Source organism: Chitinophaga sp. 9-1-y (genome assembly GCF_059511905.2).
The window spans coordinates 4,993,746-5,007,339 of record NZ_CM197955.1 but is presented as its reverse complement, the minus strand read 5'-3'; the positions used below and the strand labels follow the sequence as shown (position 1 = coordinate 5,007,339).

The following is a 13,594-nucleotide window of genomic DNA, read 5'->3' as shown; positions in this document are numbered from 1 at the left end:
CCTATTTCATCGCTTTTTTCCGCAGCCGGCTTAAGGTTTCCGGTGTCATGCCCATCATAGAGGCAAGGTATTGGAGCGGCACCAGGTTAAATAACTCTCCATGCTGCTGTAACAGCTGATGGTATCGTTGTTCCGCTGTTTGAGACAGCAGGTTAAAGATGCGGTCTTCCATCAATGTAAAACAACGTGCAATAAATAATTTTTCCAACAGGTGCCATTGCGGAATGTGCTGGCCGATGTTATGGTAATCTGTTTTATTGATAGTATAAAACTCACAATCTGTCAGCGCCACAATATTATACCGGGATGGCTTGTTGAAGATAATCCCCGCCAGGTCCGTCACAAAATAACCGGGGTAAGAAATCCATTGCGTAATTTCTTTCTCCTCACTGTTAGCGTATACACGGAGCAATCCGGCTTTATGAAAGCTCAGCTGGTCGCAGATGCGGCCGGCTTTCAGGAAGTATTCCCCTTTGGATAAAGTGGTTAGCTGAAAGAAGGGGGTGATTTTGTCTATTTCTTCTTTCGGGATGCCGAAGTAGCCATTGATGTATTGCGCGAGTTCTGTCACCGTTTTTCGCGGAAAGGTAGTGTATCATAGGGTATTTTTCTATTCATTTTTTTGATTATCTTCCATCCTGAGATAGCATTTGATAATGATTTATTTGAAGCATTTGGTTGTTCCTGTTTTTGTACGTAGTTCGGGCGGGTATGTTCGCAGATGCAAAGAGGGCTTCATGTAAAATTTTGATTTATGATGGAATGAATAAGTATCTGGGAAGTTATTACCTGGGGGGATATGGTATCTTCCTGATAGATTAGAGAAAGGAAAACTGGTTTTTCTTCCTAATGAAGAGTGTGATCAAATGACAATGGTAAGTTTTAAAAAAGGGATTCCCCGATACATTTTTATATATAAAGGAAAGTTAGGAGATACATTTACCTTTGAAGCTAACTAAAGCTAATCTTAAGGCCCTGAAAGATATAAGGTGTGCCAAAGGTTAAATGAAAAAAGCATATAGTTATGGTATTTGATTTTGATGATAATAACTGGCACAATGCTGTCCTCGAAAGTATTTTTATTGACCGAAAAGACCCGGGTTATAACGATAGTATAGAAGTTATAGTAAAATGGTATGAAGATAATTCACGGTCGAAGTTAACCTTCAAAAAGGCCTACTTATTTAAAATAACCAACAACCTGGGCACTATTGCCAATGAAACAATAGATACAGCTTACATAGCAGCAGATGATGATGTTGATCTGCTGGATTTTTACCAGGGATGGAACGGAATGGTTGATCTTGTGCATCTAAAGTGCTATGTCATTGAAACATTGTCTACAGAAGGAAGGTTAAAGATAGTGGCTGAAGGTGTAGAAGCGTTGAAAATATAATCCATAAATGCTAAACGGATTTGAAAATCTTTAAATGGCTTGGTCCAGTTGTTTTCCTTTTTATCATCTGTATGAACTATTACTTAACCATTGTTCAAAACAGGCCATTGGATAAAATCGGATGCCTGGTGCTGCTATTACTGGCCCTTGCGTGGCTGGAGAAGGGGATGATATTTTGGATCACGGGTATTTTAGTATGTTGTTATGGGCTATATAATTTGATATTTATAAGCCCTGGAGCTGCGGAACCGACCGCCATGGAGTTTACTGCCTCTGTGAATTATTTAATATTCGGGAGTAAGACAGGGGCTTTAATGCGGCAGGTAATCAGGTTGATACCCTTGTTTTTTTACCCGTCATTTCTGCTTTTCCTATTATATAAGCTAAGAAAAGGGTAACCACCAAAATTCCTACCTTTAACGCAAAAAAAAATGCCGCTCCTCAATACCTCCAAAGACCCATTAGTGCAATCTTTTATCGCCGGCAAAACGCCGGTAACCCTTTCCCTGCTGGATCATTTCCTGCAACAATATGCATTGCTGGATAAAGTTTACCTGTATCCTACCAAATCTATGCTGGGCGTCGGTGTGGGCGATAAACGGGTAGCCTGGGTAACCCAACTGGGGAAAAACTTCGTACACATTGTTTTCCCATTTGAAAAAGCTTACCCGGATAATTTATGCTTTCAGAAAATAGCGCCGGTACCTGGCGATGCTCACCAGGTGAATCATCATTTCCGGATGTATGCACCGGAAGATGTGAATGAAGAGGTGATACAGTTTATGCGTTTATCATTGAAATAAATCACTCTGATTTCAGTGACTTCACCGGGTTGGCGAGCGCGGCTTTAATCGACTGCACACTCACCGTGAGCAGGGCGATTGCCATGATCACGAGGCCGGTAACGGCGAACATCCACCATTGTATTTGTATGCGATAGGCATAATCCTGCAGCCAGCTGTTCATCACATACCAGGTCACCGGGGTGGCGATGAAGATGGCGATAGCCGCCAGTTTAACAAAATCTCTCGATAGTAAATTTACAATACTGCTCACAGAGGCACCCAGCACTTTGCGGATACCTATTTCTTTGCTGCGTTTGGTAATGTTGTAGGCGGTAAGTCCCAGGATGCCCAGGCAGGTAATAAACAGTGTAAACCCGGAGAAAAGCTGTACAATTTTACCAAACTGTTGATCTGCCTTGTATTGCTCATCAAACATTTCATCGAAGAAATGATATTCAAACGGATATTCCGGGTATTGTTGCTGCCAGAGTACCTTCACCTGGGCGATAGTTTTAGCCAGATTTTTGGTGTTGATTTTTGCGGCGAAGTAGGTGCCTCCATTAGTGCGATACCAGTGGATCATAGGCAGGATCGCCGTTTTCAAAGATTGCTGGTGGTAATCTTCTACTACACCTATGATGGTGCTATATGGTTGACTGGTCCAGGAGAGCGTAATTCTTTTCCCAATCGCCTCTTCGGGATTGCGAAAACCAAACAGGCGACTGGCTTCCCGGCTCAGTATCATGTTGTTGGCGTTAGCAACGCCGGGCCGGAAGTTTTCGCCGGCCAATAATTTGAGTTTCATTACCGGCAGGAAGTTTTCGTCTACCCCATAAGCATAAAAGGTATAATTCAAGCCTGTATTGGATCCCAGCAGGCTAATGCCACTGGTGGTAGAGAGGTCGTGTAAACTTGCGCCGGGTAAGGCTTCAGTGCCCGTGATCTTTTCTACCTGCGGCAGCTGGGATACACCGTTGATAAATAGGGTGCTTTGCTGCCGGCGGATGGAATCTATGATTTTACCCTGTCCGGAAGGTGCTCTGAGTATCAAAATCTGGTTGGTGCTCAGGCCCAGATCCTGGTGGCGCATATAGGAGAGCTGCCGGAAAACGATCAGGGAGGCAGATAATACAACTAAAGCTGCGGCAAACTGTCCTACTACCAGCATTCTCCGGAATAGGTTACCACCAGAAGTTGCGGTGAAAGATTTCCTGGTAACGGTGACCGGCTTCACGGCTGATAATACCAGCGCGGGGTATAACCCGGAGAGCACGCAGTTGAACACAAATAAAGCCGCCGTTGTGAGCCAGAAGAAGGAAGAATGAAAGAAATTAGCCGTAATAGGACGACCGGTCAGTTGCACATAATTCGGCAGCAGTATTTCTATCAGCGCCAGGGCGAGTCCCATGGCGATTAAGTTTATCAGCACCGTTTCTGTCATGAATTGCTTCACCAGCGATAGCCTGGACGATCCCAGTGCTTTGCGCATACCCGTTTCCTTGGTACGGTCAGCGGCACGGGCGGTGGTCAGATTCACGTAGTTTACGGACCCCACCAGTAACACGAGTATGGCAATGACCATCATAAACTGCACGGTTTTCAGGTCGCCGTTTTCTTCCGGTTCGAACGACTTATGCGACAGCAAATGTATATCCTTCATGGGTTCCGCCCGGAGCTTGTCCTGCTTTAGCTTTTCTTTGGAAATTTGCAGTAGCTTATTGTTGAAGGCGGCCAGGCTGGCGTGTGGCAGCAACTGCACATAAGTATAGTTATTATTGCCGTTCCAGCTTTCCATTTGAATCCCTCTGCTGATCAGGGAGTTGAAAGAAATGAGCAGGTTAAATTTCAGGTGGGTATTGGAAGGCACATCTTTAATCACGCTGGTAATGGTATAGGTCCAGTCGCCGTCCTGGATTAGTTTTCCTACTGCTGACTCGTTGCCAAACATGCGTTTGGCGAGTGATTCCGTCACCACGGCCTGCATCGGCGCCGTGAGTGCGGTAGCGGCCTTCCCTTCTATAAAGTCGTAGTTAAACACGGTGAACATGGAATTGTCTACCGCATACATTTCTACTTTGAAAATTTTTCCATTGGATTTGATGCTCGGTGCTTCTTCCATATGTTCTACCCGCACATAATCTACTACTTCCGGATATGTTTTTTTAACCAAAGGCCCCAGAGGCGGATGCGTTTCGCAGTCCGTCATTACATATTCACTGTCTTTGTAATTATCGAGGGTAACGCGATAAATGTTATCGGCATTTTTGTAAAAATTTTCATAGCTATATTCAAACCGCACATAGTTGATGATAAACAGGAACGCTGCCGTAGCCAATGCCAGCCCCAGGATATTGATAATTGTATAGAATTTATCTTTCCTGAGATTACGCCAGGCGATTTTCAGATAATTCAGCCACATATTTTGGTTGTTTAGTTAACAGCTTTTCGGAGTCACAAGAAGGTTGCCATTTAATGGCGTCGCTGCCATGGAGCGTTTCCCGGGAATGTAAGGTAGGATAATGTCCGGAAATGGACATGGTTGTCCGGTATTAATTTAGGGAGAAGGAAGCCGGCCAGGTGACTTTGCTGCTCCAAACGGTGACATATTGCTGCTTAACTAAGGAAGGAGTGTTATATTTACGAAGTAAGCCCATTTGTTGTTAAAATTTCATGGTATGAACAATCACCTCCGGCCAGCTTCCAGGAACATGATAGAGTCTATACTCGTATTGCTGTTATTGTTGGCGTTGCTGTTAGCGCTATACCAGGTATTACATTTATTTTTCGGCGTACTCACGTTTGCATTGATTTTCTCTGTTTCTTTTTATCCGCTGTTTGAGCGCATGGTGCGGTGGTTTGGCGGCCGGCGTAAGCTAACGGCTACCTTGTATGCTATTGTGTTGGTAGCGATCATTGCCCTACCGGTCACCTATATTGTGGCGGAAATGAGTTCACATGTCCGGGAATCTATACACTGGATCAGGGATATGAAAGACAATGGATTGCCCCCTTTGCCGGCCTGGGTAGTGAATATGCCCTATATAGGCAGTGAAATCAGCGCATTCTGGCAGCATCTGCAGGATAGTCCCAAGGAAACATTAAACACCCACGAACAGCCGGTAAGGATGGTGTTAAACCATGTAGTGAGCAGCGGCTTCGGCATCATTGGCACCGCAGTGCAGCTGATTATCGGTATTGTGGTATCTGCATTTTTCCTGGTAAGTGGTGAAAAATCAGTGCGGCCCATTCGCGCGGCAGTAGAGCATCTGCTGGGACGTAAAGATGGGACTGATTTGCTGAATGCCACTACCATGGCGGTGAAAGGCGTATCGATTGGCGTAATGGGTACCGCATTTATTACGGCAATTGTAGCCTGGATAGGTTTGACCATTGCAGGCATTCCCTTTGCACTGGGACTGGCTGCCCTGATCTTCTTCCTCGTAGTGATACAAATAGGGCCGTTGGTGGTATGGGTACCACTTACCATCTGGATGGCTACGCAGGGACATCCTGGCATGACCATTTTCCTGGCGATCTATGGTGCAGGTATCCTGATTGGAGAAGCCATCCTGAAGCCGGTATTGATTGCCAAAAGTGGGAAACTGCCTTTCCTGGTGCTGTTTATCGGTGTGATAGGGGGCGTGGCTGCCTGGGGATTTACGGGCATGTTTAAAGGTGCTATCATTGTATCTGTATTCTATACCATTTTCAATTCCTGGCTGGAACGCAAAGATGGTCCGCATGCTGCAGAAAATAGATAGTAACTTTGCGCTTTATCCGAAACGTATCATATGAAAGCGGCTACTATCAGCGAAATAAAAAAGGAACTGAGCACACTGGCACCGGCGGAACTGTCGGCCCTTTGCCTGCGCCTCGCGAAATATAAGAATGATAACAAAGAACTGCTGACTTACCTGCTCTTCGAGGCACATAATGAACAAGGCTATGTGGAATCAGTGAAAGTCGAAATAGATAATGGATTTACAGAGATGGCCGGCGATAAATTATACCATGCCAAAAAGCGGTTGAGGAAAATACTGCGTATCACGAATAAGCATATACGTTATACGGGGTCCAAACAGGCAGAAGCAGAACTGTTGATTTATTTCTGTACTAAAATGAAAGCGGCCGGTTTATTATCTTCCTATAGTGTTCAATTAAATAACCTCTACGAGCAACAGCTGAAGAAAATTGGAAAGGTGATTGCGGCACAGCATGAAGACCTGCAATACGACTACCAGCGGCAGTTAGAGCGCCTTGCCGGGGAGGATTAAGATACTGTGGCGGCTTGTGTTACCTTATCTGTTTTGCCCCATTGCCACAGTTGTTGGAATACAGCCCGGAGTGATTCTCCGCGGTTTGTTAAACGATATTCCACTTTCAGCATCGCCGTATCATAAGAAATGCGCTCCACCAATTCCCGCAGCTCCAGTTCCTTCAGTTCCGCGGTGAGCATGCGTTCTGTAATAATAGGAATGGCTTTTTTGATATCGCTGTAACGACATACCCCGGAAAATAATTGGTGTAATATCATGGGTTTCCAACGTCCATCTATCAGGGATAAGGTATATGAAATAGGGCAGGCAGCAATGATTTTCTGGCGGTTTTCGAAGTTGGTAGATTGCGTTTTCCTCATAGGGCAAATTTTACTCTTTAACTACATCCGAACATTTTTGTTCGTTATTGTAAAAGTAGCGATAGGGAGGCACATTTGTATAACGATAAAAGCGTTATATGAAAAGTTACCATGTAAATTTAGGCGGCGGACTGGCCGGATTAAGATTGAAAGAGCAGGACATACCGGTGCCGGGCCCAAGGGAAGTATTGATGCGGGTTAAAGCCAGCTCGTTCAACTACCGCGAATTGATGATCCTCAAAGGTTTTTATCCATTGCCGGTGAAGCCCGATGTGATTCCTTTATGCGACGGTGCCGGCGAAATTGTGGCTGTTGGCAGTGCGGTAACCAGTGTGAAAGCCGGCGACCGGGTGATGGCGCAGGTATTCCCGGAATGGCTGGACGGTCCTTTTAGTATGGAATATGCTGCACAGCTGGGTGGATCGCTGGATGGCATGCTCACAGAATATGCCGTGTTGCCGGAGCAGGCAGTGTTACCCATACCTCCGCATTTATCCTATGTAGAAGCCGCAGCCATACCCTGTGCCGGCTTAACTGCCTGGAATGCACTGAGCGGTGGTCGCGGGCTCGTAGCGGGTGAAACCGTGCTCACATTGGGTTCCGGTGGCGTATCATTGTTTGCGTTGCAGTTGGCAAAAGCCGCAGGAGCCCGCGTAATTGCCACTACCTCCGGAGAGGAAAAAGCTGCGAAATTAAGGGCACTGGGTGCAGATGAAGTGATTAACTACCAACAGCAGCCCGACTGGCACGTGGCCGTGCGGGAACTCACTGGCGGAAAAGGAGTAGATCATGTTGTGGAAGTAGGGGGCGCAGGCACGGTGGAAAAGTCTATCCGCTCGGCTGCCCTGAATGGGGAAGTGGCCATTATCGGTAGCGTAGCCAATGAACCTACCTCGTTTAATATTAACCTGCTCCTGTATGGCATGGTGAATGTGCGTCCAATATCCATTGGTAGCAAAGCACAATTTGTTGCTATGAATAAAGTGATTACCAATAGCAGGTTACATCCTGTGATTGACCGGGTGTTTGCTTTTGAAGACGCGCCGGCTGCATTCAGCACTTATATGGCGGGGAAATATTTTGGTAAAATTGTGTTGGATCATTCGGATTTGTAGTTACTTGTTGCAGTGAAAAATAGCGCTGGTTATTTGTTTCCTTCGGCAGAAAATGATATTTTGTAAGGAGTCATTATAACCTGTTTACATGAAAGTGCTATTTGAAACGCCGCGGTTACAGTTGCGCACCTTTGCAGCTACCGATGATACCTTTGTATTGGAATTGTTGAATACCCCTACCTGGCTGCAATACATCGGTGACCGGCAAGTGAAAACGCTGGCAGATGCACAAAGATATATTATGAACAACCTGTTACGCCTATACGCAGAACAGGGATATGGCGCCTGGGTAGTGGTGCTGAAAGAAACAGGCCTGCCTATTGGTATTTGCGGATTATTTAAGAGAAGATACCTGGAGCAACCCGATCTGGGGTTTGCATTTTTACCGGAAGCAGAAGGGCATGGTTATGCATATGAAGCTGCTACCGCTACAATGGCTTATACAAAGCAACAGCTCGAATTGCCCAGGTTATTTGCTATTACGCAGCCAGATAATCACCGGTCGGTGCGACTGCTACAACGTTCAGGATTTACTTTACAGGGTACTATTCAACCTCCGGGGGAAACCATGGAGCTCATGTTGTTTAATATTGAATTCGAACAAGGCTAACTTTGTTTATGCCGTTTGTATAAGAACCGTATTTTGTTCATGACGAGATACGTCAGTGATCCGATGCACAACACCACAAGTCCTGTTCGCAGCCAAGTGGCGGCGGTTACAGACAATCCGAGGCCGGTGCCCAGGGCTACATAAGCAGCCAGACAAATAGGGCACTTCGGCAACAATGCGAGGGTTATGCCCGGTAAAAGCCATCGCACAGTTTTAATGATACGTTGCCGGAATGTCAGCGGACTTGTGGTTTGCGCAGCCGTTGTTTTGCGGGAAGCGCTGCCCGTAGCGCTTCCGCAGGAACAATTCGTTTTCATGAGGCGTGTTCTTCCCCGCTACAGCAGGAGCCAGGCGTTTCATCTGCATGATACCTGCCGGTATCGTCTACATAGCCTTTCTCATCGTATTTATCATGGTGACGTACCCACGACGTGAGGCCGCCATTTTTATCGGCTTCGTTACGGCCCAGGGGTGCAATATCCAGGTAGTTGTAAGCCACCAGTTGTAATTCGCCGCCACGGGCATAAGTTGAATAAGTATGATAGATGCTGCCGTCTGTATCTTTATAAAAAACACTTAAACCAGATAGGTCCTCTACATGGGTAGGTAAATTTTCCAGGATGCCATAATTGAAATATACCTTTCCTTTTTCCAGGTCTTCTTTGTGGAAGGATACGTGATAGTCGTAGTTGAAATCACTCTGCCCGGAAGATACCCATTTAAATTGCCAGCCCATTCGCTTTCTAAAGGCTTCCAGTACAGGTATTTCAGCTCTTGATATCACTACCAGCGACACATCATGATGCTCCAGGTGAGGTAATACGCCGTTGATAGAATCCGCCGAGAAAGAGCAGCCTACACAGCCGATTTTTTCATTAGGACCCAGCATAAAATGTTGTACGATCAGCTGGCTACGGCCATCAAAAAGGTCGGACAAGGTGACTTTACCATTGGGGCTATCAAAAACATATTCTTTCTCTACCTTTTCCCAGGGCAACTCCATGCGTTCCCTCGTGAGTTCATCACGTAAACGGGTATGCTGTTTCTCTTTCTCCAGGAATTTTATCCTGGCGGCTTTCCATTCTGCAGGAGATACTATTTTGTGCGGGAGACCGGGTTCTACCATGGATTGCTTAAAACCAGTTGTTACGTTGGTACTCATGATTTTATATTTTAGGTCTTACAAATCTCCATTCTTCCGGCCACACTTCGCATGTGCAAACACGCCTAATTTAGGGGGCATTTGTGCCATTAAAATCAGTTATTTTTGTAGGGTATCATACCTTTTTTACCATGAAAACAGTTTCCCTGCTGATTTACGAAGATGCCGTTTTATCCTGTGTGTCTGGTGTAATGGATATGCTGATTGGCGTAAACCGTTATATGGCCGAAATAGGACGGCAACCTGCTTTTAATGTAGAGCTGGTGAGTGAAAAAGTAAAGAACATCCAACTGCAGCTCCCCGCGCAGTTTATCTGTTATAAAACCATCGATGAAGTAAAACATACCGACCTTATCCTGGCGCCCGCGTTCGCCGGGGACCCGGAAACGGTGCTGAATAAGAACAGCGCATTAGTGCACTGGCTCACTGCCATGCACGCCGGCGGTACCGAAGTAGCCAGCCTGTGCCTGGGTAGCTATTTCCTGGCAGAAGCCGGCCTGCTCAAAGGCAAGTCCTGTACCTCGCACTGGATGGCGCTGGAAGATATGCGCAATCGCTATCCCGATATCACCATGCTACCCGATAAAGTGATGACCGACCAGGACGGTATCTATACCAGCGGCGGCGCCTTCATTTCCTTAAACCTGGTGTTGTACCTGATCGAGAAATTCTGCGGACGCGATGCCAGTATCTGGACCAGCAAAATGTTTTCTATTGATATGGACCGCGTGAACCAGTCGCATTTTGCCGTGTTCCAGGGGCAACGGCAGCACGAAGATGAAGAGATCCTGAGAGCGCAGGCCTATATTGAAGCGCATTATGATCAGCAAATTTCCGTTGAGCAGATTGCAGAACAGGCGAATATGAGCAAGCGGAATTTTATCCGACGATTTAAGGTGGCCACCCAAAATACACCGCTGGAATACTTGCAGCGCGTGAAGATAGAATCCGCCAAAAAAGAACTGGAGAAAAATGCACAGAATATCAGCACGCTGATGTACAATGCCGGTTACAACGACCTCAAAACATTCCGGCAGGTATTTAAACGGATCACGGGCCTCACCCCGCAGGAATATCGCCGGAAGTATTGCCGGTCAGTAGCGGAGTATAGTAATTAACTGCTATTCTATTTTAAGACTTTTAACAGGATTCATGAATGCCGCTTTGGCCGATTGATAACTCACCGTTAGTAACGTTAGCAAGATGGTGACTGCGCCGGCAGCTACAAACAGCCAGATGGAAACAGTGGTGTGATAGGCATAATTTTGCAGCCAACGGTACATAAAGTAGTAAGTTACCGGGGAAGCCAATAGCAGCGCAATCACCACGAGCCTTACAAAATCTTTCGATAACAATACACATACATGGGTGACTGATGCACCCAATACTTTGCGGATACCGATTTCTTTGGTGCGTTGTTCCGCCAGGAAAGCCGCCAGTCCCAATACGCCTAAACAGGAAATGAAAATAGCAAGTACTGCAAACACTGTTGCCAGGCGGGCAATGCGTTCTTCATCCGAAAACTTTTTAGCGTAATTGTCGTCCGTAAAAGTATAATCGAAAGGTCCGCCGGGATTAAACCGTTTGAATACCGGCGCTATTTTAGCCAGTGCATCGTGCATAGACATGGCCGGATTTATGCGTACGCTCATGGCATTCATCATGCCATACTGCAGGCTGAAAATAGTAGGTGCCACCGGTGCGTACGGCGACTCCATGATCATATCCTTTACTACCCCGTTAATAATACGTGGCGTCCCGTTCAGGTAAATTGTTTCGCCTACCGGGTGTTGTAGTCCCATTAGCTTTACAGCAGCCTCGTTGAGGACAAGTGCACCGGTATCTGTAGCGTAGCTCCGGGAATAATCGCGGCCTTCTCTGATTTGCCAGCCAACAGTATGTCCATAGTCGTGCGTAACGCCGATAACACCTATGGGTGTTTGACTGCCGGCAGGCTTACCGTTCCAGGTAACGTCTGTTTTATAGTCAGGTGTTTGGGTAGACGGCACATCCGATTTAGCCATATCCGTTATGGCGCCGGTTTCCAGCAAGGCGGTTCTGAGAGCGTCGTAAGGGGCGCCGTACATTTCACCGGTGCTCATGGTGACATTGATAAGGCCATTGCGGTTATAGCCAACAGGGCGGTTTTTACCGTATTGTATCTGCTGATAAATAATGACGGTGCCAATGATTAAGGCAATGGACACGCTGAATTGTATTACCATCAAAACATTGCGGGGAAGCAGGGAAAAGCGTCCCTGCGTTGTTTGGCTTTTCAACACTTTCACCGGTTGGAAAGACGACAGGAAGATAGCCGGATAGCTGCCTGCAATTAAGCCGGTAAAAATGGTAAACGCCAGTAAGGCGAGCCATAACTGCGGTTGTGCAAACGGGATGCGGAGTTGTTTTTCTGCCAGCTGGTTAAATAATGGCAGCAGGGTATACACCATGATCATGCATATCAGCAGCGACAAAAATGACAATACCAGTGACTCCATTAAAAACTGTTGTACCAGCTGTGTTCGGGTGGCGCCAATGGCTTTGCGGATGCCTGCTTCTTTGGAGCGTTTCGCACTGCGGGCAGTAGCGAGGTTCATGAAATTGATACAGGCGAGCAATAGCACCAGTGCACCGATAACGCCAAATAGCCACACCAGCCGGATCCGGCCACCTGTTACCTGGCCGTTTTTAAATTCGCTGTAAAGGTGCCATTTGTTCATCGGGTGCAGCAGTAAGGTTTCAGTGCCACCGGTGATATATTTTTGCGCTACGTTTTTGATGTGGGCGCTGGCAGTGGCAATATCTACCTGGTCATTCAATTCTACATATAATTTCCAATACCGGTTATCCCACTTGTCCTGTGCATCTTTCAGCCAGGGGAGGGTGCTGATTGCCTTGTCCCAGGAGAGGAACATTTTGGTATCATGAAAGGTGGTGTTTTGCGGGAGGTCTTCAAATACGCCGCCTACCTGTAAGTCGGTACGGTTGTCCAGTTTAAAACCTTTGCCAACGGGATCTGTATCGCCAAATAATGCTTTTGCCAGGGAGTGGGTGATCAATGCGGCGCCAGGATCTTTCAGGGCATTCCGGGTACCATAGATCATTTTCAGCGATAGCATTTCCGGTAAGTCAGGTTGTACCCATACGCCGGACTGTGATAGTTTATGATCACCTACGGTAACGGCGTGGATGAAGTTAGGGAAAAGGATCGCTACTTTTTTGAAGTCGCCCGCGTAATTGTTGCGTAATTCATTTGCCAAAGGGATGGCAATAGCTTCACTGGTAGTGTTTTCGCCGTCAATGGTTTGTACATCCATTACCTGTGCAATCCGGTTATGGTGGCTATGCCAGTGGTTAAAAGAAAGCTCGTCCCATATCCATAAACTGATTAGTAAGGTAACAGCCATGCCCATGGCTAGCCCGAGTATGTTGATGGTAGCATACCCCTTGTTTTTCAGTAAATGACGGAACGTAATTTTTAACAACTGCATGGGTCAGACGTTTTAAAAACAACCAGCGGAAAAATTATACCGAATATAACGGACTTAATAATAAAAGTAATTATAGTTTATTTATTATAATAATGTGTTCGTTTTAGTACATGCAGTGTTCGTTTTTATGACGTTGGACATAGGTAAACACGGCATAATTGGTTAACTTCATCGCAAAATGTTTTTACTATGGAAAAGGCAATTATTCATCTGGATGGCAAGGATTATCATATACTACCTGTCAGGGAAACCGAAAAAACATACATGGTGGAAATAGATAGCCACCAGGTAACGTTCCGGCCGGATGAACAAGGGAAGCTGCAGGCATCTCATGATCATATTCCAAACGAATTCTTATCCCGGCTGGCCCGGAAAATTGAATCCTATTTTTTCTAAACA

Annotated in this window: 14 protein-coding genes; 8 read left to right on the top strand and 6 right to left on the bottom strand. The window is 46.1% G+C overall.

Translation table 11 applies throughout. The features are described 5' to 3' along the window. Position 1: 1 nt before the first annotated feature. Positions 2-571 (bottom strand): cyclic nucleotide-binding domain-containing protein, encoded by a 570-nt coding sequence (locus tag AC5ZC7_RS19650; protein ID WP_496157194.1) that lies wholly within the window; start codon positions 569-571, stop codon positions 2-4. Positions 572-1,024: 453 nt separating this feature from the next. Between AC5ZC7_RS19650 and AC5ZC7_RS19645 the strand changes: the two genes are divergently transcribed. Beyond that, positions 1,025-1,396 (top strand): hypothetical protein, encoded by a 372-nt coding sequence (locus AC5ZC7_RS19645; protein WP_496157195.1) that lies wholly within the window; start codon positions 1,025-1,027, stop codon positions 1,394-1,396. A gap of 431 nt (positions 1,397-1,827) precedes the next feature. Beyond that, positions 1,828-2,199 carry a hypothetical protein gene (locus AC5ZC7_RS19640; protein WP_496157196.1) on the top strand — a complete coding sequence of 124 codons (372 nt, stop codon included), beginning with the start codon at positions 1,828-1,830 and terminating at the stop codon, positions 2,197-2,199. A gap of 1 nt (position 2,200) precedes the next feature. On the opposite strand, the gene AC5ZC7_RS19635 is transcribed toward AC5ZC7_RS19640, so the two are convergent. Next, positions 2,201-4,600, bottom strand: coding sequence for an ABC transporter permease (locus tag AC5ZC7_RS19635; RefSeq protein ID WP_496157197.1), 2,400 nt, complete (start codon positions 4,598-4,600; stop codon positions 2,201-2,203). A 256-nt stretch (positions 4,601-4,856) separates the two neighbouring features. On the opposite strand from AC5ZC7_RS19635, the gene AC5ZC7_RS19630 reads away from it, so the two are divergent. Further along, entirely contained in the window at positions 4,857-5,942 is a 1,086-nt protein-coding gene (locus AC5ZC7_RS19630; protein WP_496157198.1) for an AI-2E family transporter, read from the top strand. Between the two features lie 30 nt (positions 5,943-5,972). Beyond that, positions 5,973-6,455, top strand: a complete 483-nt coding sequence (locus AC5ZC7_RS19625) for a hypothetical protein (protein ID WP_496157199.1) — start codon at positions 5,973-5,975, stop codon at positions 6,453-6,455. Here the strand turns inward: AC5ZC7_RS19625 and AC5ZC7_RS19620 are convergent. Continuing rightward, on the bottom strand, positions 6,452-6,817 hold the full coding sequence (locus AC5ZC7_RS19620) for a winged helix-turn-helix transcriptional regulator (RefSeq protein WP_496157200.1): 366 nt from the start codon (positions 6,815-6,817) through the stop codon (positions 6,452-6,454). The two genes, AC5ZC7_RS19625 and AC5ZC7_RS19620, sit on opposite strands and share 4 nt — an antisense overlap. Positions 6,818-6,915: 98 nt before the next feature. On the opposite strand from AC5ZC7_RS19620, the gene AC5ZC7_RS19615 reads away from it, so the two are divergent. Then, positions 6,916-7,932 carry a zinc-binding dehydrogenase gene (locus AC5ZC7_RS19615; protein ID WP_496157201.1) on the top strand — a complete coding sequence of 339 codons (1,017 nt, stop codon included), beginning with the start codon at positions 6,916-6,918 and terminating at the stop codon, positions 7,930-7,932. Positions 7,933-8,020: 88 nt separating this feature from the next. Next, a complete protein-coding gene (locus AC5ZC7_RS19610; RefSeq protein ID WP_496157202.1) occupies positions 8,021-8,542 on the top strand; it encodes a GNAT family N-acetyltransferase in 522 nt (173 codons plus the stop codon). Here AC5ZC7_RS19610 and AC5ZC7_RS19605 read toward each other — a convergent pair. Both AC5ZC7_RS19605 and AC5ZC7_RS19600 read right to left on the bottom strand, forming a co-directional pair. Further along, positions 8,539-8,859: a hypothetical protein gene (locus tag AC5ZC7_RS19605; protein ID WP_496157203.1), complete on the bottom strand. Its 321-nt coding sequence runs from the start codon at positions 8,857-8,859 to the stop codon at positions 8,539-8,541. The two genes, AC5ZC7_RS19610 and AC5ZC7_RS19605, sit on opposite strands and share 4 nt — an antisense overlap. Further along, the gene (locus AC5ZC7_RS19600) at positions 8,856-9,704 is read right to left on the bottom strand and encodes a DUF899 family protein (protein WP_496157204.1); all 849 of its coding nucleotides are present in this window, start codon (positions 9,702-9,704) and stop codon (positions 8,856-8,858) included. Before AC5ZC7_RS19600 ends, AC5ZC7_RS19605 begins: the two co-directional genes overlap by 4 nt. Positions 9,705-9,835: 131 nt before the next feature. On the opposite strand from AC5ZC7_RS19600, the gene AC5ZC7_RS19595 reads away from it, so the two are divergent. Continuing rightward, a complete protein-coding gene (locus tag AC5ZC7_RS19595) occupies positions 9,836-10,822 on the top strand; it encodes a helix-turn-helix domain-containing protein (protein WP_496157205.1) in 987 nt (328 codons plus the stop codon). Between the two features lie 3 nt (positions 10,823-10,825). Here the strand turns inward: AC5ZC7_RS19595 and AC5ZC7_RS19590 are convergent, their stop codons facing one another. Continuing rightward, the gene (locus AC5ZC7_RS19590; RefSeq protein WP_496157206.1) at positions 10,826-13,195 is read right to left on the bottom strand and encodes an ABC transporter permease; all 2,370 of its coding nucleotides are present in this window, start codon (positions 13,193-13,195) and stop codon (positions 10,826-10,828) included. A gap of 189 nt (positions 13,196-13,384) precedes the next feature. On the opposite strand from AC5ZC7_RS19590, the gene AC5ZC7_RS19585 reads away from it, so the two are divergent. Then, positions 13,385-13,591: a hypothetical protein gene (locus tag AC5ZC7_RS19585; protein WP_496157207.1), complete on the top strand. Its 207-nt coding sequence runs from the start codon at positions 13,385-13,387 to the stop codon at positions 13,589-13,591. Positions 13,592-13,594 lie beyond the last annotated feature (3 nt).

What these genes read in the sequence shown, in the direction of transcription:
- AC5ZC7_RS19645 (WP_496157195.1), top strand. Translation starts at nt 1,025, where the DNA reads ATGGTATTTGATTTTGATGATAATAACTGGCACAATGCTGTCCTCGAA.
- AC5ZC7_RS19640 (WP_496157196.1), top strand. Translation starts at nt 1,828, where the DNA reads ATGCCGCTCCTCAATACCTCCAAAGACCCATTAGTGCAATCTTTTATC.
- AC5ZC7_RS19635 (WP_496157197.1), bottom strand. Translation starts at nt 4,600, where the DNA reads ATGTGGCTGAATTATCTGAAAATCGCCTGGCGTAATCTCAGGAAAGAT.
- AC5ZC7_RS19630 (WP_496157198.1), top strand. Translation starts at nt 4,857, where the DNA reads ATGAACAATCACCTCCGGCCAGCTTCCAGGAACATGATAGAGTCTATA.
- AC5ZC7_RS19625 (WP_496157199.1), top strand. Translation starts at nt 5,973, where the DNA reads ATGAAAGCGGCTACTATCAGCGAAATAAAAAAGGAACTGAGCACACTG.
- AC5ZC7_RS19620 (WP_496157200.1), bottom strand. Translation starts at nt 6,817, where the DNA reads ATGAGGAAAACGCAATCTACCAACTTCGAAAACCGCCAGAAAATCATT.
- AC5ZC7_RS19615 (WP_496157201.1), top strand. Translation starts at nt 6,916, where the DNA reads ATGAAAAGTTACCATGTAAATTTAGGCGGCGGACTGGCCGGATTAAGA.
- AC5ZC7_RS19610 (WP_496157202.1), top strand. Translation starts at nt 8,021, where the DNA reads ATGAAAGTGCTATTTGAAACGCCGCGGTTACAGTTGCGCACCTTTGCA.
- AC5ZC7_RS19605 (WP_496157203.1), bottom strand. Translation starts at nt 8,859, where the DNA reads ATGAAAACGAATTGTTCCTGCGGAAGCGCTACGGGCAGCGCTTCCCGC.
- AC5ZC7_RS19600 (WP_496157204.1), bottom strand. Translation starts at nt 9,704, where the DNA reads ATGAGTACCAACGTAACAACTGGTTTTAAGCAATCCATGGTAGAACCC.
- AC5ZC7_RS19595 (WP_496157205.1), top strand. Translation starts at nt 9,836, where the DNA reads ATGAAAACAGTTTCCCTGCTGATTTACGAAGATGCCGTTTTATCCTGT.
- AC5ZC7_RS19590 (WP_496157206.1), bottom strand. Translation starts at nt 13,195, where the DNA reads ATGCAGTTGTTAAAAATTACGTTCCGTCATTTACTGAAAAACAAGGGG.
- AC5ZC7_RS19585 (WP_496157207.1), top strand. Translation starts at nt 13,385, where the DNA reads ATGGAAAAGGCAATTATTCATCTGGATGGCAAGGATTATCATATACTA.